The sequence below is a fragment of the Ornithinibacter sp. genome (genome assembly GCF_035443565.1).
GTDB lineage: Bacteria > Actinomycetota > Actinomycetes > Actinomycetales > Dermatophilaceae > Fodinibacter.
This window is the reverse complement of sequence record NZ_DAORSO010000051.1, coordinates 1-17756: the sequence shown is the minus strand read 5'-3', so window position 1 is coordinate 17756 and position 17756 is coordinate 1. Positions and strand designations below refer to the sequence as shown.

The 17756-nt window shown below is 69.8% G+C and carries 16 protein-coding genes and 2 tRNA genes; 11 read left to right on the top strand and 7 right to left on the bottom strand.

Annotated features, from left to right (window positions below; translation table 11 throughout):
• Positions 1-89 precede the first annotated feature (89 nt).
• The 6 genes from dusB (at position 90) to PLL68_RS07565 (ending at position 6849) form a co-directional block, all read left to right on the top strand.
• Complete coding sequence (gene dusB / locus PLL68_RS07590; protein WP_324533161.1) at positions 90-1289, top strand: tRNA dihydrouridine synthase DusB; 1200 nt, start codon at positions 90-92, stop codon at positions 1287-1289.
• A gap of 863 nt (positions 1290-2152) precedes the next feature.
• Entirely contained in the window at positions 2153-2851 is a 699-nt protein-coding gene (locus tag PLL68_RS07585) for a YdeI/OmpD-associated family protein (protein ID WP_159898718.1), read from the top strand.
• A 25-nt stretch (positions 2852-2876) separates the two neighbouring features.
• The gene (locus PLL68_RS07580; protein WP_324533159.1) at positions 2877-4115 is read left to right on the top strand and encodes a deoxyguanosinetriphosphate triphosphohydrolase; all 1239 of its coding nucleotides are present in this window, start codon (positions 2877-2879) and stop codon (positions 4113-4115) included.
• Between the two features lie 115 nt (positions 4116-4230).
• Positions 4231-6168 carry a DNA primase gene (dnaG, locus tag PLL68_RS07575; protein ID WP_324533157.1) on the top strand — a complete coding sequence of 646 codons (1938 nt, stop codon included), beginning with the start codon at positions 4231-4233 and terminating at the stop codon, positions 6166-6168.
• Positions 6165-6698, top strand: a complete 534-nt coding sequence (locus PLL68_RS07570) for a hypothetical protein (protein WP_324533155.1) — start codon at positions 6165-6167, stop codon at positions 6696-6698. The genes dnaG and PLL68_RS07570 overlap by 4 nt, the downstream gene beginning before the upstream one ends.
• 78 nt (positions 6699-6776) lie before the next feature.
• Positions 6777-6849 (top strand) — tRNA-Asn (locus PLL68_RS07565).
• Between the two features lie 53 nt (positions 6850-6902).
• Here PLL68_RS07565 and PLL68_RS07560 read toward each other — a convergent pair.
• The 5 genes from PLL68_RS07560 to PLL68_RS07540 all read right to left on the bottom strand — a co-directional run bounded on the left by PLL68_RS07560 (position 6903) and on the right by PLL68_RS07540 (position 10755).
• Positions 6903-7904, bottom strand: coding sequence for an amino acid ABC transporter permease (locus PLL68_RS07560; protein WP_324533153.1), 1002 nt, complete (start codon positions 7902-7904; stop codon positions 6903-6905).
• Positions 7901-8563: an amino acid ABC transporter permease gene (locus PLL68_RS07555; RefSeq protein ID WP_324533151.1), complete on the bottom strand. Its 663-nt coding sequence runs from the start codon at positions 8561-8563 to the stop codon at positions 7901-7903. Before PLL68_RS07555 ends, PLL68_RS07560 begins: the two co-directional genes overlap by 4 nt.
• 75 nt (positions 8564-8638) lie before the next feature.
• Positions 8639-9475 carry a glutamate ABC transporter substrate-binding protein gene (locus PLL68_RS07550; protein WP_324533148.1) on the bottom strand — a complete coding sequence of 279 codons (837 nt, stop codon included), beginning with the start codon at positions 9473-9475 and terminating at the stop codon, positions 8639-8641.
• A 50-nt stretch (positions 9476-9525) separates the two neighbouring features.
• Positions 9526-10299: an amino acid ABC transporter ATP-binding protein gene (locus PLL68_RS07545; RefSeq protein WP_324533146.1), complete on the bottom strand. Its 774-nt coding sequence runs from the start codon at positions 10297-10299 to the stop codon at positions 9526-9528.
• A gap of 120 nt (positions 10300-10419) precedes the next feature.
• Entirely contained in the window at positions 10420-10755 is a 336-nt protein-coding gene (locus tag PLL68_RS07540) for a cupin domain-containing protein (protein WP_324533143.1), read from the bottom strand.
• Positions 10756-10826: 71 nt separating this feature from the next.
• On the opposite strand from PLL68_RS07540, the gene PLL68_RS07535 reads away from it, so the two are divergent.
• The 4 genes from PLL68_RS07535 (at position 10827) to PLL68_RS07520 (ending at position 14233) form a co-directional block, all read left to right on the top strand.
• Positions 10827-12230 (top strand): NAD(P)/FAD-dependent oxidoreductase, encoded by a 1404-nt coding sequence (locus tag PLL68_RS07535; RefSeq protein WP_324533141.1) that lies wholly within the window; start codon positions 10827-10829, stop codon positions 12228-12230.
• A gap of 378 nt (positions 12231-12608) precedes the next feature.
• Positions 12609-12684 (top strand) — tRNA-Arg (locus tag PLL68_RS07530).
• Positions 12685-12759: 75 nt separating this feature from the next.
• Positions 12760-13986 (top strand): RtcB family protein, encoded by a 1227-nt coding sequence (locus tag PLL68_RS07525; RefSeq protein ID WP_486659074.1) that lies wholly within the window; start codon positions 12760-12762, stop codon positions 13984-13986.
• A 67-nt stretch (positions 13987-14053) separates the two neighbouring features.
• Positions 14054-14233 carry a hypothetical protein gene (locus PLL68_RS07520; protein ID WP_324533139.1) on the top strand — a complete coding sequence of 60 codons (180 nt, stop codon included), beginning with the start codon at positions 14054-14056 and terminating at the stop codon, positions 14231-14233.
• A gap of 76 nt (positions 14234-14309) precedes the next feature.
• On the opposite strand, the gene PLL68_RS07515 is transcribed toward PLL68_RS07520, so the two are convergent.
• Both PLL68_RS07515 and PLL68_RS07510 read right to left on the bottom strand, forming a co-directional pair.
• Positions 14310-14744, bottom strand: coding sequence for an SRPBCC family protein (locus PLL68_RS07515; RefSeq protein WP_324533137.1), 435 nt, complete (start codon positions 14742-14744; stop codon positions 14310-14312).
• 27 nt (positions 14745-14771) lie between these two features.
• Positions 14772-16178: a wax ester/triacylglycerol synthase family O-acyltransferase gene (locus PLL68_RS07510; protein ID WP_324533135.1), complete on the bottom strand. Its 1407-nt coding sequence runs from the start codon at positions 16176-16178 to the stop codon at positions 14772-14774.
• A 174-nt stretch (positions 16179-16352) separates the two neighbouring features.
• Here PLL68_RS07510 and PLL68_RS07505 point away from each other — a divergent pair, with 174 nt between their 5' ends.
• Positions 16353-17639, top strand: coding sequence for an alpha/beta fold hydrolase (locus PLL68_RS07505; RefSeq protein WP_324533133.1), 1287 nt, complete (start codon positions 16353-16355; stop codon positions 17637-17639).
• Positions 17640-17756: the final 117 nt, after the last annotated feature.

Below are 17756 nucleotides of genomic sequence, written 5' to 3'. Positions count from 1 at the left end.
CGCTCCGGCTCGGCCTCCAGGACGGTGCCCGGTTCGATCTGACCGGCATTTTGGGTGGCCCGGGCACCCTCGGTCACACTGGGATCACCATGTCTGCCACCACCGCCGTCCTGCCGCCGTTGCACATCGGGCGGCACGTCATCGAGTCGCCGGTGGTGCTCGCACCGATGGCGGGCATCACCAACCGGGCCTTCCGGCGCCTGTGCCGCGAATCCGGCAGCGTGGGTCTGGCGGCCGGGGGCGTGTCGGGTGCCACCAGCCTGTACGTCAGCGAGATGGTCACCTCCCGTGCGCTCGTCGAGCGCAGCACGGAGTCGATGCGGCTGATCTCCCACGACCCGCAGGAGCACCCGCGGTCGGTGCAGCTGTACTCCGTCGACCCGGTGACCGCGGGGCTGGCTGCCCGCATGCTCGTCACCGAGGACCGGGCCGACCACATCGACCTCAACTTCGGGTGCCCGGTGCCCAAGGTCACCCGCAAGGGTGGCGGGGCGGCCCTGCCGTGGAAGACCGAGCTGTTCAGGTCGATCGTCGCGGCCGTCGTGCGTGAGGCGTCGCCGTACTCGGTGCCGGTCACCGTGAAGATGAGGGTCGGGATCGACGCCGAGCACATCACCTACCTCGAGGCCGGGCGGATCGCCGAGGCCGAAGGGGTGGCGGCGGTCGCTCTCCATGGGCGAACGGCATCCCAGGCGTACTCGGGGCAGGCCGACTGGTCGGCCATCGCCCGGCTCAAGGAGGCCGTGACCTCGATCCCCGTGCTCGGCAACGGCGACATCTGGTCGGCCGAGGACGCTCTCGAGATGGTGCGCCAGACCGGGTGCGACGGCGTCGTCGTCGGCCGTGGCTGCCTGGGGCGGCCGTGGCTGTTCGCCGATCTCGCGGCTGCCTTCGCCGGGTCGCAGGTCCGGGTGCGCCCGGGCCTGCGCGAGGTGACGGCGACCCTACGGCGGCACACCGAGTACCTCGTGGACTTCTACGACGGCGACGAGCAGCGGGCCTGCCGCGACATCCGCAAGCACATCGCCTGGTACCTCAAGGGCTTCCCGGCGGGGTCGACCGTGCGCCACCAGTTGGCTCTCGTCGACAGCCTCCAGGCGCTCGACGACCTCATCGGCACCATGGACCTCGACGTCCCCTGGCCCGGGGATGCGGCCGAGGGCCAGCGGGGTCGGGCCGGGTCGCCGCGGGTGGTGGCCCTGCCGGAGAACTGGCTGCGCTCGCGCGAGCTCGACGAGGCCCAGGCCGCTCAGGTGGCGCAGGCCGAGCTGAGCGTCTCCGGCGGCTGACCCCCCACGGGCGGGAGGCCAGCACCCAGGCCTCACTGCACGAAGGTGGGGTCATGGCACCACTTTCGTGCACGCGGGCTGGGCTGGCGGGTGTCCACCAAGCGGTGGCGGCGATTGGGACGGGGCATCTACCAGGCCCAGACCGGGGAGCTGTCCTGGCTCGGCCGGGCACACGCGGCGGTCCTGCGCGGGGGAGAAGGGTGTGCGCTGAGTCTGCGTTCGGCGGAGTACCTGCACGGGGTGGCGGCCAAACCGCCGCCCGTGATCACCATCGCGGTTCCCAGGGGTCGCAGGATCAGGCGGCTCACCGGGACCCGCTTCCGCGCTTGTCCGGTGGTGGAGGTGGTGACGAGGAAGGGGCTGCCCGTCACCAGCGCGACGCAGACCGTGCTGCTCGATGGGTGCAGCTGCGCAAGACCACCGCAGACGAACTCGCGCACGCGCTGGAAGGGTGCCCCCGGCATCCTCACCGCGTGATTCTCCGGGTTGCCCTGGGCGTGGTCGGCCGGGGCGCGGAGAGCGTCATGGAGGTGTCGTACGTGAAGCGGGTGGAAGAGCCTCACGGGTTGCCGCGGGGTGAACTGCAGGTGCGTGACGGGGCGGTGCGACGGGACGTGGAGTACGAGGAGTGGAACGTCGTCGTCGAGGTTGACGGGCGCCTGGGCCATGAGGGGGAGTACGTCGCCGTCGACCGAAGGCGCGACCGACGGGCTGCGGGACGGGGGCGAGTGACGCTTCGCGCAGGGTGGGTCGACGTCGAAGGGGACCCCTGCGAGGGGTCATGGCACCACTTTCGTGCACGCCGGCCGGGCATGAGGCGGCATCATGCCCGGCCGTCAGGGGGCATCGCTATCGTCGCGCGCATGACTGATCAGATCGGGACGCCGGGAGGCACACCCGAGCGGCCGGCACTGTTCTTCGCCGACGCCGCCGAGTTCGGTCGGTGGCTGGAGAGGCACCACGCCACCGACACCGAGCTGTGGATGGGGTTCTACCGCAAGCACCACCCGGATGCCGGGCTCCAGTGGGCCGAGGCGGTGCGCGAGGCGCTGTGCTGGGGGTGGATCGACAGCATGGCGCAGGGCATCGACGAGCACACCCGTCGCCAGCGCTGGACGCCGCGCAAGAAGGGCAGCAACTGGTCGGCCATCAACATCGCCGCGGTGGCCGAGCTCACCGAGGCAGGCCGGATGCAACCGGCAGGGCTGGCCGCCTTCGCCCTTCGCCGCGAGGACCGTTCCGGCGTCTACGCCTACGAGACACGCGAGCTCGACCTGACCCCCGCCTATGCAGCCATGCTCGAGGCCGACGTGGTGGCCAACGCCTTTTGGGGCGCTGCCACCAACAGCTACCGCAAGCTCGCCGTCAACTGGGTCATGACCGCCAAGCAGGAGAAGACCCGCGACTCGCGGATGACCCAGCTGGTCGCCGACTGCGCCGCTGGGCAGATGATCAAGATGCAGCGCTATGGCACAACACCGTCCTGGGTCGCGAGGGCCGCCGCAGCCGGAGCAGCAGCCGCAGCAGGTGAGGGTGGCGACAGCGCCCACCCCGCTGAGTGACTCCAGCCGCCGTAGGCTCCACGTCGTGACGTACACCGGCCGCGACCGGGAGCGTTGGGTCGCCGAGGACCCGGCCTTCAAGCGTGCGGACCGCGATGACTTCGCCCGCGACCGGGCCCGACTCCTGCACTCCGCCAGCCTGCGTCGGCTGTCGGCGAAGACCCAGGTGGTCACCCCCGGCAGCGACGACTTCGTCCGCAACAGGTTGACGCACTCGCTCGAGGTCGCCCAGATCGGCCGCGAGTTCGGCGCCGCTCTCGGCTGCAACGCCGACGTCGTCGACACCGCGTGCCTGGCCCACGACCTCGGGCACCCCCCGTTCGGGCACAACGGCGAAACGGCGTTGGATGCCGTGGCGGCCGGGATCGGCGGTTTCGAGGGCAACGCGCAGACCCTGCGGCTGCTCACGCGGCTCGAAGCCAAACGCACCCGGCCCGACGGCCGCTCGGCGGGGCTGAACCTCACGCGGGCCAGCCTCGACGCCACGACGAAGTACCCGTGGCGGCGGGGTGCCGGCCCGAGGCCCACCGTCAAGTTCGGGGTCTACGACGACGACCTGGACGTCTTCGAGTGGTTCCGCGAGGGTGTGCAGCCCGGTCGCCGGTCCGCCGAGGCCGAGGTGATGGACTGGTCCGACGACGTGGCGTACTCCGTGCACGACGTGGAGGACGCCATCGCCTCCGGGTGGCTGGACCCACAGAGGCTGCGCGACCCCAGTGACGTCGACGCGGTGCTGGCCGTCGCGGGGGAGATCTACGAGCCCGACCTGTCGCCGGACGAACTCGGTGCGGCCCTGGAACGCCTCCTCGCCACCGGCGCCGTGCCGTCTGCGTACGACGGGTCGCGCCCGGCCCTGGCAGCCCTGAAGGACATGACCTCACACCTCATCGGACGGTTCGTGACCGCCGTCGAGCAGGCCACCCGGGCCGAGCACGGCCCGCAGCCACTGACCCGGCACACCGGGCGGCTCGTCGTCCCCCGCGCTGCTCGGGCCGAGTGCGCCGTTCTCAAGGCCGTAGCGGCACACTTCGTCATGCACGCTGCCGAACGGGTGGCCCTCTACGCGCGCCAGCGGGACGTCATCGCGGGTCTGGTCGCGGCCTACGAGCACGATCCCCACCGGCTGGACCCGGACCTGCGTGGCGACTGGGAGGCCGCGGCCGATGAGGGGGCGGCGCTGCGAGTGCTCGTCGACCAGGTTGCCTCCCTCACCGACGTCCGGGCTCTCACCCTGCACCGCAGGTGGTGTCGCGACACGCCGTAGAACTGTTCCCAACACATGCTTCGGCACCTTCCGCACCGACGAGCGCCAGGCCAGCAAGTGATCTGACGAGTCGGTGTGACGACCTAGACTCACGGCACACCGGAAAGGATGGTTCGTGGCGGGTCGGATCAGGGCAGAAGACATCGCGGCGGTCAAGGAGCGCACGTCCATCGAGGACGTCATCCGGGACCACGTGACGCTGCGTCCTGCCGGGGTCGGCTCGCTGAAGGGGTTGTGCCCCTTCCACGACGAGAAGTCACCGAGTTTCACGGTTCGACCCGCGGTCGGTAGCTACCACTGCTTCGGGTGCGGTGAGGGCGGTGACGTCATCTCCTTCGTCCAGAAGGTCGAGCACCTCACCTTCACCGAGTCCATCGAACGGCTCGCCAGCAAGATCGGCTTCGAGCTGCGCTACGAGGAGGGCGGCGGCCCCCGCGACGGTGGGGTCTCGCTCGGCAAGCGCTCGCGGTTGATCGAGGCGCACCGGGTCGCCCAGGAGTTCTACGCCGAGGTCCTCCAGGACCGCACCACCCCGGAGGCCCGACCCGGTCGTGACTTCCTGCGCGAGCGCGGCTTCGATGGCGCGTCCGCGGAGCGCTTCGGCATCGGGTTCGCCCCGCGCAGCGGTGAGGCGCTCACGCGTCACCTTCGCGGGCGCGGCTTCACCGAGGACGAGATCGTCACCGGTGGCCTGACCGGCCGCGGCAGTCGCGGGCTCTACGACCGCTTTCGGGGGCGGCTGGTCTGGCCGATCAGGGACACCACCGGCGACACCGTGGGCTTCGGCGCCCGGCGCGTCCTCGACGACGACCGCATCGCGGCCAAGTACCTGAACACGTCCGAGACGCCGATCTACAAGAAGTCCCAGGTGCTCTACGGCCTGGATGCCGCCAAGAAGGCGATCTCCACTCAGCGCCTCGCCGTGGTGGTCGAGGGCTACACCGACGTCATGGCGGCGCACCTGTCCGGCGTCGAGGGCGCGGTCGCCACGTGCGGGACGTCGTTCGGCATCGACCACATCAAGATCCTTCGCCGCATCATGCGCGACGAGACCGACGGCCCACAGGCTCGCGTGGTGTTCACCTTCGACGGGGATGCCGCTGGTCAGAAGGCGGCCATGCGGGCCTTCGCGGAGGACCAGCGGTGGGCCGCGCAGTCGTTCGTCGCCGTGGCACCGGACGGCATGGACCCGTGTGAGCTTCGTCTGGCCAAGGGTGACGCGTCGGTGCGCGCTCTCGTCGATGACGCCGTTCCGATGTTCGAGTTCGCCGTCCGCACGACGATTCGCCGCTTCGACCTCGAGACCGCCGAGGGTCGTGTTCAGGCGATGAAGGCAGTGGCCCCGATCGTCGGGTCCATCCGCGACACCAGCCTGCGGCCCGAGTACACCCGCACGGTGTCCGGCTGGCTCGGCATCGAGGTCGAACAGCTGGCGGCCGAGGTCAAGAAGGCGGGCCGGCTCAAGCACGACGACAGCGCCGACCGGCAGCCCCGACCGGCCAGCACCGACGAGGTCCTCGAGCCCGGTCCGTTCGAGCTCGCGCAGCTCCCGGCCCCCGACCTGCGCGATCCGGTGGTCCTCACCGAACGGCAGCTGCTCCAGGCCCTCATCCAGTACCCCCAGCAGTTCACCGACGCCGACATCGATGTGCTCGTCCCCGACGCGTTCACCGCCCCGGTCCACCGGGCGGTGTTCGACGGCATCCGCATCGCCGGCCACGCTGCCCGCCGAGCGTCGACGATGGCGTGGGTGACCGCCGTGACCGATACCTGCGCCCTGGGGGTGCGTGGCTTCGTCGCGCAGTTGTCGGTGGCTCCGCTGCCCACGAAGTTCGACCCGTCGACGGGGCTGCCGCCGCAGCGCTACCTCAACTCGCTCGTCGCCGGTGTCAGAGACGCCCACCTCGGCCGTCGCATCGCCGACGCCATGGCGTCGGTGCGCCGACTGCAGAACGACCCAGATGCTGATCCCGCTGATCTCCAGGAGCGCTCCATGGCCTTGCACCGTCTCGAACTCGACCGCGTCGCCCTGCGAGAGGCGAACACGTCATGAGGCTCGAGTGGAGCGGCCTGCGCCGTCCCGCGGTGCCCGCCGAGGCCGCCGAGGCCATCGACCCCGCAGGTGGCGAGAAGCTGCTGGCCTGGGCCCATGACGTGGGCACCGGAGCCACCGTGGTAGCCGGGCGCCACCGGCTGTATGCCGTGGCGCCGGACCCCGAAGGCGCGCGGGTGACGCTGTCGCGTCCGTGGCACCTGGTCGACGCCGGGTCGTGGGGTGGTGAGGACGGCATCCTCAAGATCACCTGGGTCGACGGGCAACGACCGACGCGTTTCCAGCTCACCGAGCTCGGGATGTTCCCCGAGACCCTGCGAGAGCGCGTCCAGGCCTCGGTCGTGCTCGCCGAGACCCTCGATCTCGGGGGCCGGCGGACCGCCAAGGTCGTGGTCCGCAAGGACCTCGCCACCGGTGCGCTGCTCAGTCAGGCGGTCCTCGGCCCGGGTGTGCGCAGCGCGGATCCCGGTGTGGCCGAGCAGGTCTCCGACGGGCTGCGAAGAGTGCGCGAGCAGGTCGGACTCGACTGATTTCGGGCCGTTTTCGTCGCTGCTCATGACCTTTGCTAGGGTGTGCGAGCGCTACCGCGGCGATCCCGTGGTGGCCTTTCCCCTGTAGCTCAATTGGCAGAGCAGCCGACTGTTAATCGGCAGGTTGTTGGTTCGAGTCCAACCGGGGGAGCACGCGAACGGCCCCACTCCTTGGCGGAGTGGGGCCGTTCTGCATGGTCGGGCTCAGGTGTCGTCGCCGTGGCCCTTGCGACGCTCGCGTGCGGACTGGACGAAGTCGGATGCCGCTTCCTCCGCCGACTCGATCCCGGCGCCGATGATGCGGCTGCCGTGGGCGGCCGGCCCGCCGGGCTCGCCCTGCCCCTGGATCATCGTGGGCGCCACTGTGGTGACGGGCCCCGCGGTGGTGCCGCGGCGGTTGAGCCGGCGTTCCACCCAGGTGGCCACACGGGTCAGGCCGTAGTTGATCGCGATGAACAGGGCAGCACACACGATCAGGGCCGGCACCGTGTTGGCGTACGCGGAGCCAGCGGTCTTCGACCACGTCAGCAGCTCCTGGTACGTGATGGCGGTGCCGAGGGCGGAGTCCTTCAGCACGACGACGAACTGGCTGATCAGGGCCGGCAGCATCGCCGTCAGCGCCTGCGGCAGCTGGATCGTGCGCAGGGTCTGCGACGGGGTGAGCCCGATCGACAGGCCCGCCTCCGACTGCCCCTTGGGCAGCGAGTGCACGCCGGAGCGCACGAGCTCGGCGATGACCGAGCCGTTGTACAGCGTCAGGGCGAGGACCACCGCGGCCAGCGGGCCCTGGCTGCTCGGCACGATCGTGCTCGTCGCGAAGTAGCCGAAGTACAGGAAGATCATCATCATCAGCACGGGCACCGAGCGGAAGAACTCGACGACCGCACCACTGACGTAGCGGATGGCCTTGATGTGCGAGAGGCGGCCCATGCCGAAGATCAGGCCGAAGATGCCGGCGAAGATGACCGACAGGATGGCTGCCTTCAGGGTGCCGATGAGCCCGGGGATCAGGTAGTCGACCCACAACGACGAATCGGTGACGAACGGCTTCCACTTGGCAGCGTCGAGCTGACCCGCGTCGGCGAGGCGTCCCAGGATCACGTAGAGGACGGCGCCGGCGAGCAGCACACCCACGCCGGTGAGGATGGCGTGCCGTTGGCGGGCCTTCGGGCCCGGGGCGTCGAACAGGACGTTCTGCGTGCTCATCGCCTCACCGCCAGGCGCTGGCTGAGGCTGGTCGCCAGCACCCCGATGGGCAGGGTCAGGACGACGAAGATCATGGCGATGACGAAGAAGACCCCCAGCTGGGCACCCTCGTTCTCGGTGATGGTCGCGAGCAGCTTGGCCGTGTCAGCGACACCGACGACGGCCGCGACCGTGGTGTTCTTGATGAGGGCGATGAGCACCGACCCCAGCGGGGCGATGGACCCCCGGAAGGCCTGCGGCAGGAGGACCTCTCGCAGCGACTGGGTGAAGGTCAACCCGATGGAGCGGGCCGCCTCGGCCTGACCGGCCGGCACCGTGTTGACGCCGCTGCGGATCGCCTCACAGACGAATGCGGCGTGGTACGCGGAGAGGCCGACGACAGCCCAGCGGAAGGCGTCCTTGGAGAGGTCCTGGGAGAGTTGCAGCCCCACGAGGAGTGAGAGCCCGAGCACACACAGGGTGAGCAGCACCGTGAGTGGTGTGTTGCGGAAGATGTTGACGTAGCTGGTGCCGATCCCGCGGAGCACGGCCACGGGCGACACGCGCAGCACGGCCACGATGGTGCCGATGATCAGCGCTCCGATCGCGGACAGCACTGACAGTTGGATGGTCACCCAGACGGCGGCTGCCACGTCGTAGTTGCTGAGAGTCTCGAGCATCACTCACCTTTCATGGTGCGACGGGGTGTGCCGCCCGCTCCCGGGGAAGCGGGCGGCACACGTCCGACGAGTCGATCAGGAGCAGGCGTCGGGGGTGGGGGGGTTGCCCGCAGGCGCCTTGTACCCGGCCGGGCCGAGGTTGGCGTCCACGGCCTTCTGCCACGAGCCGTCCTCGACCATCTTCTTCAGGGCCGCGTTGACCTTCTCGCACAGGGCGACGTCGCCCTTCTTGAGGCCGACGCCGTAGCGCTCCTCGGAGAACGGGGCGCCGACGACCTTGAGCTTGCCCTTGTTGGCTTCCTGCGCGGCGTAGCCGGCGAGGATGGTGTCGTCGGTGGTGAGCGCGTCAACGCCACCGCCGAGCAGCGCCGCCAGGCACTCGGAGTAGGTGCCGAACTCGACCAGGTTGACCCCGGCGACCTTGTCCTTGACCTTCTGGGCCGAGGTCGAGCCGGTCACCGAGCACAGCTTCTTGCCGTCGAGGGTGTCCGGGCCGGTGATGGAGGTGTCATCGGCGCGAACCAGCAGGTCCTGACCGGCGATGAAGTACGGACCACCGAAGGAGATCTTCTCCTTGCGGGCGTCGGTGATGGAGTAGGTCGCGAAGATCAGGTCGACCTGGCCGCTGGAGATGAGCGTCTCGCGCTGCGCACTCGGGGACTGGACGAAGGTGATGTCGCCCTCGGCGGTGCCGAGCTCCTTGGCGACGTACTTGGCGACGTCGACGTCGAGACCGGTGTACTGGTCGCCGACCTTCAGGCCGAGTCCGGGCTGGTCGAACTTGATGCCGATCTTCAGACCGGAACCGCCGTCGGCCCCGCCGTCCGAGCCGCCGTCGTCCGAGCCGCAGGCGCTGAGGCCCAGGGCCAGGACGGCCGCCGCGGCGACCATGCTGATCCGTCGTGTCGTCATGGGGTGATTCCTTACTTGTTGGGGACTGAAACGGTGGTGCTGGAGGAAGGTCAGTGGGTGAGGATCTTGCCGAGGAAGTCCTTGGCGCGCTCGCTCTTGGGGTTGGTGAAGAACTCCTCGGGCGTGGCCATCTCGACGATCTGGCCGTCCGCGAGGAAGACGACCCGGTCGGCGACCTTGCGCGCGAAGCCCATCTCGTGCGTCACGACGACCATGGTCATGCCGCTGTTGGCGAGCTCGACCATGACGTCGAGGACCTCGTTGATCATCTCGGGGTCAAGGGCGGAGGTGGGCTCGTCGAAGAGCATGACCTTGGGGTCCATCGCCAGGGAGCGCGCGATGGCGACACGCTGCTGCTGACCACCCGAGAGCTGGGCGGGATACTTCCCCGCCTGGTGGGCGATGCCGACCCGCTCGAGAAGCTCCATGGCCCGCTTGTCGGCGTCAGCCTTGTTCATCTTGCGGACCTTGATCGGCCCGAGCGTGACGTTCTCGAGGATCGTCTTGTGCGCGAAGAGGTTGAAGGACTGGAACACCATGCCGACGTCGGCGCGCAGGTCGGCAAGCGCCTTGCCCTCCTCGGGCAGCTTCTTGCCGTCGATGGTGATCGAGCCGGACTCGTAGGTCTCGAGCCGGTTGATCGTGCGGCACAGCGTCGACTTCCCCGACCCGGAGGGGCCGATGAGGATGACGACCTCGCCCTTGCCGACGGTGAGGTTGATGTCCTTGAGGACGTGGAGCGCTCCGAAGTGTTTGTTGACACCCTCCATGACGACGAGGGGCTGCTTCGGGGCGCTGTCGCGGACGACCTGTGGCTCTGTCATGCAGAGAACCTTGCGACTGATGCGCGGGTGTGCGCGTGGTCACAGCCGAGATTCGGACGATCAGCCCAATCGCTACCGAACCGAGACCTTTACGCGTCAAGCAATTTCGACGCCGTGCGCTCAGGCGATCCAGACCTTTCGCAGGGTCTCGGTGATCGTCCACTCGGTGCGTTCTCCGGCGCGCAACCGCACCGCGACCCCCGGCGCGAGGTCGAGTCGCTCACCGTCCGCGAAGGTCACCGTGCCGCGACCCGAGACCACGACGAACACCTCGTCGACCTCGGTGTCACGAGCGGAACCTCGCGTCATCTCCCACAGCCCGACCTCGCAGGTGGGGAGTGCGTCGAGCGTCAGGACGGCAGCGGTCGGCGACCCGTGGAGCACGTCGTCGGCCGGCAACGCCTCGTGGGTGAGGGAGGCGGTGGTGACGTCGGGGCTGAGCAGGCGCGGCGGCATACGGGAGATGGTCGCACGGCATCCGGATGACGGGTCGCGGCGCGGGCGCCCCGGCGCGGCATGATGGCGCCATGACGACCGACCCGGCGGCCGTGCGTGCCTCCCTCGCCGATGCGACTCCCGATGTCTTCTGGACCGACCGACCCGAGCGGCCGGCGCCGCGCGCAGCGCTCACCGGTTCGGGCCACCGGGCCGACCTGGTCATCGTCGGCGGCGGCTTCACCGGCCTGTGGGCTGCCGTCCAGGCCAAGGAGGACAACCCCTCGCGCGAGGTCGTGCTGCTCGAGCGCGGCCGGTTCGGCGTGGCGGCCTCGGGTCGAAACGGCGGTTTCGTCTCGCCCTCGCTGACCCACGGCCTGGCGCAGGGGCTGGCCTGCTGGCCCGAGGAGATCGAGACCCTCGAACGCCTCGGGGCGCAGAACATGACCGACCTGGCTGACAGCCTCACCCGGCACGGCATCGACGCCGACTTCCACGTACCCGGCGAGATCACGATGGCCCTGACAGAGCACCAGGTGGGCACGGTTCGTGAGGGCTACGAGCTCCACCGGGCACACGGCATCCCGGTCACCCTCCTTGATGCCGCTGAGGCGCGCGCCCGCGTCAACTCGCCCCGCTACCTGTCGGGCTTCCTCGACCCGACGGTGGGCCTGGTCGACCCGGCGCGGCTGGTGTGGGGTCTGGCCGACGCGGCCGAGCGGCTCGGGGTCCGGCTGCACGAGGACACCTCGGTGACCGGGTTCGACGCCGACATCGCCGGCGTCACGGTGCGCACCGAGTGGGGAAGCGTGCGCGCCGACCGGGTCGTGCTCGGCACCGGGGCCTTCCGCGGCCCGCTGAAGCGACTGGCGCACTACACGCTTCCCGTCTACGACCACGTGCTCATGACCGAACCGCTGTCACCGGCGCAGCTGGATGCCGTGGGCTGGCACGGGCGCGAAGGGCTCACCGATGCGGGCAACCAGTTCCACTACTACCGGCGCACCCTGGATGACCGGGTGCTCTTCGGTGGGTACGACGCGAACTACCACTTCCCGGGGCGGATCGACCCGCGCCTGGAGCAGTCGTCGTCGCACGACCTGCTCGCGCGGCACTTCTTCGAGATCTTCCCCCAGTTGCAGGGGCTGCGCTTCACGCACCGATGGGCCGGGGTCATCGACACGACGACCCGGTTCACCCCGGTGTTCGGCACGGCACTGGGTGGGCGGCTTGCCTACGCCGTGGGCTACACGGGGCTCGGCGTCGCGTCGACCCGCTTCGGGGCGCAGGTGGCGCTCGACCTGGTCGACGGCCGGGACACCGAGGTGACGGCTCTGGAGATGGTGCGCAAGAAGCCGCTGCCCTTCCCGCCCGAACCCTTCCGGTACGTCGGGGTGCGGGCCACCCGGGCGAGCCTGGCCGCCGAGGACCGCACCGGCCGGCGCAACCTGTGGTTGCGGGCCATGGATGCCGTCGGCATCGGCTTCGACAGCTGACCCACCCCCCGCGCTGACTTTTCCTCCCCATGGGTGAAGCCCGAGGTTCGCAAGGCATTTCTTCCCTTGTGCACCTCGTGCTTGCCCTGCCATGCCTCGCTGAGCCGAAAACCAGTGGCGCCCCGACGCTGCCATGCGCCATCCTCGTCTGACGCACCCGCGACCACCTGAAGGACACCGCAGACATGCCAGCGAACCAGTACCGACAGCAGGGCAGCGCCGCGCTGCTCGGCGCTGACGTGCTGCGACCCGGCGCGCGTCAAGGCTTCCGTCCGAAGCGACCCTTCCAAGGTGACGACTGACCCCAGTCACCACCGCTGTTGCAGCGAAGGGCCGCTCCGTGACCGGAGCGGCCCTTCGTCGTCTCGACGGCGATGCGCCCCCGTACCTCAGCTGGAAGAGGGCCCGACTACGAATCGGGATGCCGCGCGTTCGACTCGCGCCGGGGGCTCCACCTTCACGATCACCACCACCCAGACATCGACCAGGACGTCGATCAGACATTGACCAAGACGAGAGGATTCACGAGATGAACATCGCCCCTGACGCCGAGATGTCCCCGGCCGCTGGGCTCCCCGTCGAGCTTCGCGGCGCCACCGCGCTCACCCTGATGTGGGCCCACGAGCACGAGGTGGAGCCGGCTGCGCTGAACCAGCTGCGCAACATCGCGGCTCTGCCGTGGGTGCACGGTGTTCGCGTCATGCCCGACGTGCACCTCGGCAAGGGGGCGACCGTCGGCTCGGTCGTCGCCATGCGTCAGGCAGTGAGCCCGGCCGCGGTCGGCGTCGACATCGGCTGCGGCATGCACGCGGTGAAGACGTCGCTCACCGTCGAGGACCTGCCCGACGACCTCGGGCCGCTGCGGTCCGCCATCGAGGCGGTGATCCCCACGGGGTTCACCGCGCACGACGGCAGCGCACCGGTGCTGTCCACCGACCGCGCCCTGTCGCGGACGTTCGGCGGTCTGTTCGCTCGGTTCGGTGGTCTCCACGCGGGGGTCGCAGACCGCGAGGGTCGTGCCGCCGCTCAGGTCGGCACCCTGGGCGGGGGCAACCACTTCGTCGAGCTCACCGCTGACGACCACGGCGCCGTGTGGCTCATGCTGCACTCGGGGTCGCGCAACATCGGCAAGGAGATCGCCGAGCGGCACATCAACACCGCCAAGGGCATGGAGCACAACCTCGGCCTGCCGGACCGTGACCTCGCGGTCTTCCTCGACGGGACCCCCGAGATGGCTGCCTACCTGCGCGACCTGTACTGGGCGCAGGAGTACGCGATGCTCAACCGCGAGGCGATGATGGTGACCCTGCGGCGCGTCGTCAGTGAGACGTTCCCGCACGTCACCTTCGCGGATGCCGTGCGCTGCCACCACAACTACGTCTCGCAGGAGACGTACGACGGTGTCGACCTCGTCGTGACCCGCAAGGGTGCGATCTTCGCCGGGGCCGGGTCGCTGGGCCTGATCCCGGGGTCGATGGGCACCGGGTCGTACGTCGTGCGCGGACTCGGCAACACGGCATCCTTCTGCTCGGCCAGCCACGGTGCCGGGCGCCGGATGTCGCGCACCGCGGCCAAGCGGCACTTCACGCTCGAGGACCTCGACGCGCAGACCCTCGGTGTCGAGTGCCGCAAGGACGCCGGTGTGCTCGATGAGATCCCAGGGGCCTACAAGGACCTCGAGGGTGTCATCGCAGCACAGTCCGACCTCGTCGAGGTGGTTGCCCGGCTCACGACGCTGCTCTGCGTCAAGGGTTGAGGTGTCGGTCGGTTCCCCTACGGTGGTGCGGGGCCCAGGTGGTCACGCACCACCGTAGGGGGCAGCCATGAGCACCATCGGGACACGAACCGTGCGCGTTCCTGGGGCGCTGCCCACCTACGACATCCGTCGTCCGGATGCCGTGAGGGGGCAGCGCCCGCTGTTCGTCCTCGGGTCGCCGATGGCGGCATCCGGGTTCGAGCAGTTGGTCGCGCACTTCGGCGACCGCACGGCGGGTTCACGGTGAGCCCGATGGGGCCGAACAACGACCCCGCGGCCTTCGCCGCCAAGCTCCGCGAGGTGCTTGACGCCGACTGACCGGCTCAGGGCGCGAGGTGCTGCTTCAGGCCACCGGTGTTGTTCGCCACGAGGCCCTTGATGGTCCGGCTCCTGATGAACCCCGGAAGGGGCAGCGGGTGGCTGATGGTCAGGGTGAAGGTGACCTCGGTGTGCGCGTCGTCGACCGGGACGAGGGTGTAGGTCGCGTCCTGGGCGGTCTGCAGGCGACCCTCCACGAGGTGCCAGCTGAGGCCGTCGGGGGAGTGCTCGTAGGCGAGGGTGTAGCGGTCGGTGCCCACGGGGGTGGAGGCCGCGAACCGGGCGGTGAGCGGCATCCCGTCCTCGGTGGTCGTCAGGACCTCCGCCTCGATGATGTCGCTCACCCACCCGGGGATGCCGTCCACGTCACGGATCGTCGCGAGCACCTCCTCGAGCGGTGCATCGACGACGACCGTGGCGCTGGCGGTGTCGGTGGGCATGGCGACCTCCTGGTGGTTTCGGGACCGTCAGACGGCGGCGGCGAGTCGGACGAGGGTGTCCATCTCCTCGTCGAACGCGTCGACCAGGCCGGAGGGTTCGGTGACGACACCGGCATCCGCCTTGAAGCCGACCCGCACGACGCCGTCGTAGCTGAAGATGCACACGCCCAGGGTGTGCCGGCCCGAGCCGGGTACCCACCCGAGGATGCTCGTGATGCGGGTCCCGGCGAGGTAGCGCCCGGTCATCGGGCCGGCGACGTTGGTCGTGACGCCGATGGCCTTGGCGGCGAAGAAGTCGATGGCCTGCTTGGCGATCTCGGTGTTCGTGCGGCCGATGGCGTTGATCAGGCCGAAGGTGAGCACGGCCTCGGGCGAGTGCTTGATCGTGTCCATCCGCGACTTGGCCTCGGCCAGCCGTTGGAGGGGTGCCAGCCGGCCCGTGGGCAGCGGGAGCATCACGAGGGCGAACTTGTTGCCCAGCTCACGGGGCAGGGGCTCGCGCAGGTCGCGCAGGTTGACCGGAACCATCGTCGTGAGGTCTTCGGGGTCGCCGCCGTGCGTGTCCACGTAGGTGGCGATGGCCCCGGACACCGCGCCGATGAGGATGTCGTTGACGGTGGCCCCGGTCGCCCGACCGACGAGCTTGACGTCCACGAGGGACCGCGGCCGCGACCAGACCGCCCGCTTGGCGATGCCCGGGTCGCCGCTGACGGGGGACTGCGGCTCGTGCGAGAGGAGGAGCTTGTCGGCGATCTGCGCGGTCTGTCGCGCGACCGTCATGGCCTCGATGGCGTGTGCCGGGTTGAGGGCCGCGGGGATCTCGCCGAACAGGTGCAAGGCCGAGCGCACCCCCGAGGCGACGTCGCGCGTCAGACGGCCGGGTAGGTCGAGCAGCCCACCCGCGTGGCGCGGCGGCGAGGCCGCGACCGGTGGTGACTGCCCGGCATCCTCGAGGTCCCCGGTCTCGGTCTCGTCGGTGAGGGACAGCAGCACCTGGGCCAGGGCGATGCCGTCGGCCAGCGCGTGGTGGAAGCGGGCCACGACGACGGCACCGTCCTCGTGCCCGTCGACGAGGTAGAAGTCCCACAGGGGCCGGTCGCGAGGCAGCGGCTCGGCCATCCTCGCCTCGATGAACGCCTGCACGGCGGCGTCGTCGGCGGGTGCGGGCAGCTCGACGTGGTGCAGGTGCGCAGCGAGGGCGAAGTCCTCCACGTTCTCCCAGTGGGGCATCCCGAGGGGCGTCGACGCCTCGACGACCCGCTGCGTGAACACCGGGTACCGGTCGACCAGCCGACGCTGGACGACGGACGCCAGGCGCTCCCAGTCGACCGGTCCCTCGAGCATCATCACCGAGTCGATCACCATGAGGTTGTCCGGGCTGTCCATGGCGAGCCAGATGGCGTCGACGGCACCCATCGATCGGAGTCCGGTCATGGCTCCATTGTCCTCCCGTCCCGAGGGCCGGCACGCACGACCCAACGCAGATCACACGTCGAACTGCTCGTCAGCCCCCCGGGAAGAGGCACAGACGGTGGACCGCGCACGGACTTGTCGCTACCTTGACTCCCTCACCCGGCCGGGGTCGAGCACCGTGGAAGGACGTTCCTGATGACCGACGTCAGCACTCACACACTCCAGGTTCCCGGAGCGGTCCTGACCTACGACATCCATCAGCCAGCGGCGCCGAGCGGGCACCGTCCGCTGTTCATCGTCGGTTCGCCGATGGCGGCATCCGGCTTCGAAAACCTCGTGGGCCACTTCACCGACCGCGCGGTCATCACCTATGACCCCCGCGGCGCCGAGCGCAGCACGCTGGCCGCGGACGGCACCGTCACCGGCGAGCTCCACGGTGAGGACATGCACCGGGTCGTCGAGGCCAGCGGCCTGGGCCCGGTCGACGTGTTCGGGTCCAGTGGCGGAGCCGCCTTCGCCCTGCACTGGGTGGTCGCCTTCCCCGGTGACGTCCGCACGCTGGTCGCGCACGAACCTCCGCTGTCCACGATCCTCGAGGACTCGGCCATGGCTGCCCGAGTCACCGACGACATCCTCGCGACCTACCAGCGTGACGGGCACGGCCCGGCACTGGCGAAGTTCATCGCGCTCGTCATGCACACGGGCCCGCTCCCCGACGACTACCTCGATCGGCCGGCGCCGGACCCCGCCATGTTCGGTCTCCCCACCGAGGACGACGGCTCGCGCGACGACCCGCTGCTCAGCCGCAACCTGGCCATCCCGCCCTTCCTGCCCGACCTCGATGCACTGCGAGCATCGACGGTGCGCATCGTTCCCGCGATCGGTGCCGAGGGGGAGGGCACTCTCGCCCGCCGCGGCGGAGAAGCACTGGCCAGGGAGCTCGGGGTGGAGCCCGTCGTGTTTCCGGGGGACCACGGTGGGTTCACCGTCAGCCCGATGGGGCCGCACAACGATCCCGCGGCGTTCGCCACCAGGCTCCGTGAGGTGCTGGATGTCGGGGATGGTGCCCGCGTGATCGTGACCGTCGGTGGGTCCCGGACGTCTTCGAGGGCGCACCTGCGGGCGGCGGGACTCGGCGAGGATCTGCAGACGATCGACCTCGCGCAGGTGGTCTCGAAGTGGATCGGCGAGACCGAGAAGAACCTGAATGCCGTGTTCGACGCGGCCGAACGCAGCGGAGCGGTGCTGCTCCTCGACGAGGCCGACGCACTCTTCGGCAAGCGAACCGAGGTCCGCGACTCCCACGACCGGTACGCGAACCTCGAGGTCTCCGACCTGTTGAAGCGTCTGGAGCAGCATCCGGGCATCCCTGCGCTCGTCCTGCGGACGTCCGATCGTCCCTTGCACGTCCCGAAGACGGTGACGGTGCTCGATCTCGAGCATCGTGACGGAGAGCAGGACGATCCCGTGGACGGGAGATGACGCGAGGCGGTCGCGGTGAGCACGTCGAAGCGCGAACCAGGACAACCAGGCCACGCCATTGAGGAAACGTGGTGGGGCGTGTCGGGCTTGAACCGACGACCGACGGATTATGAGTCC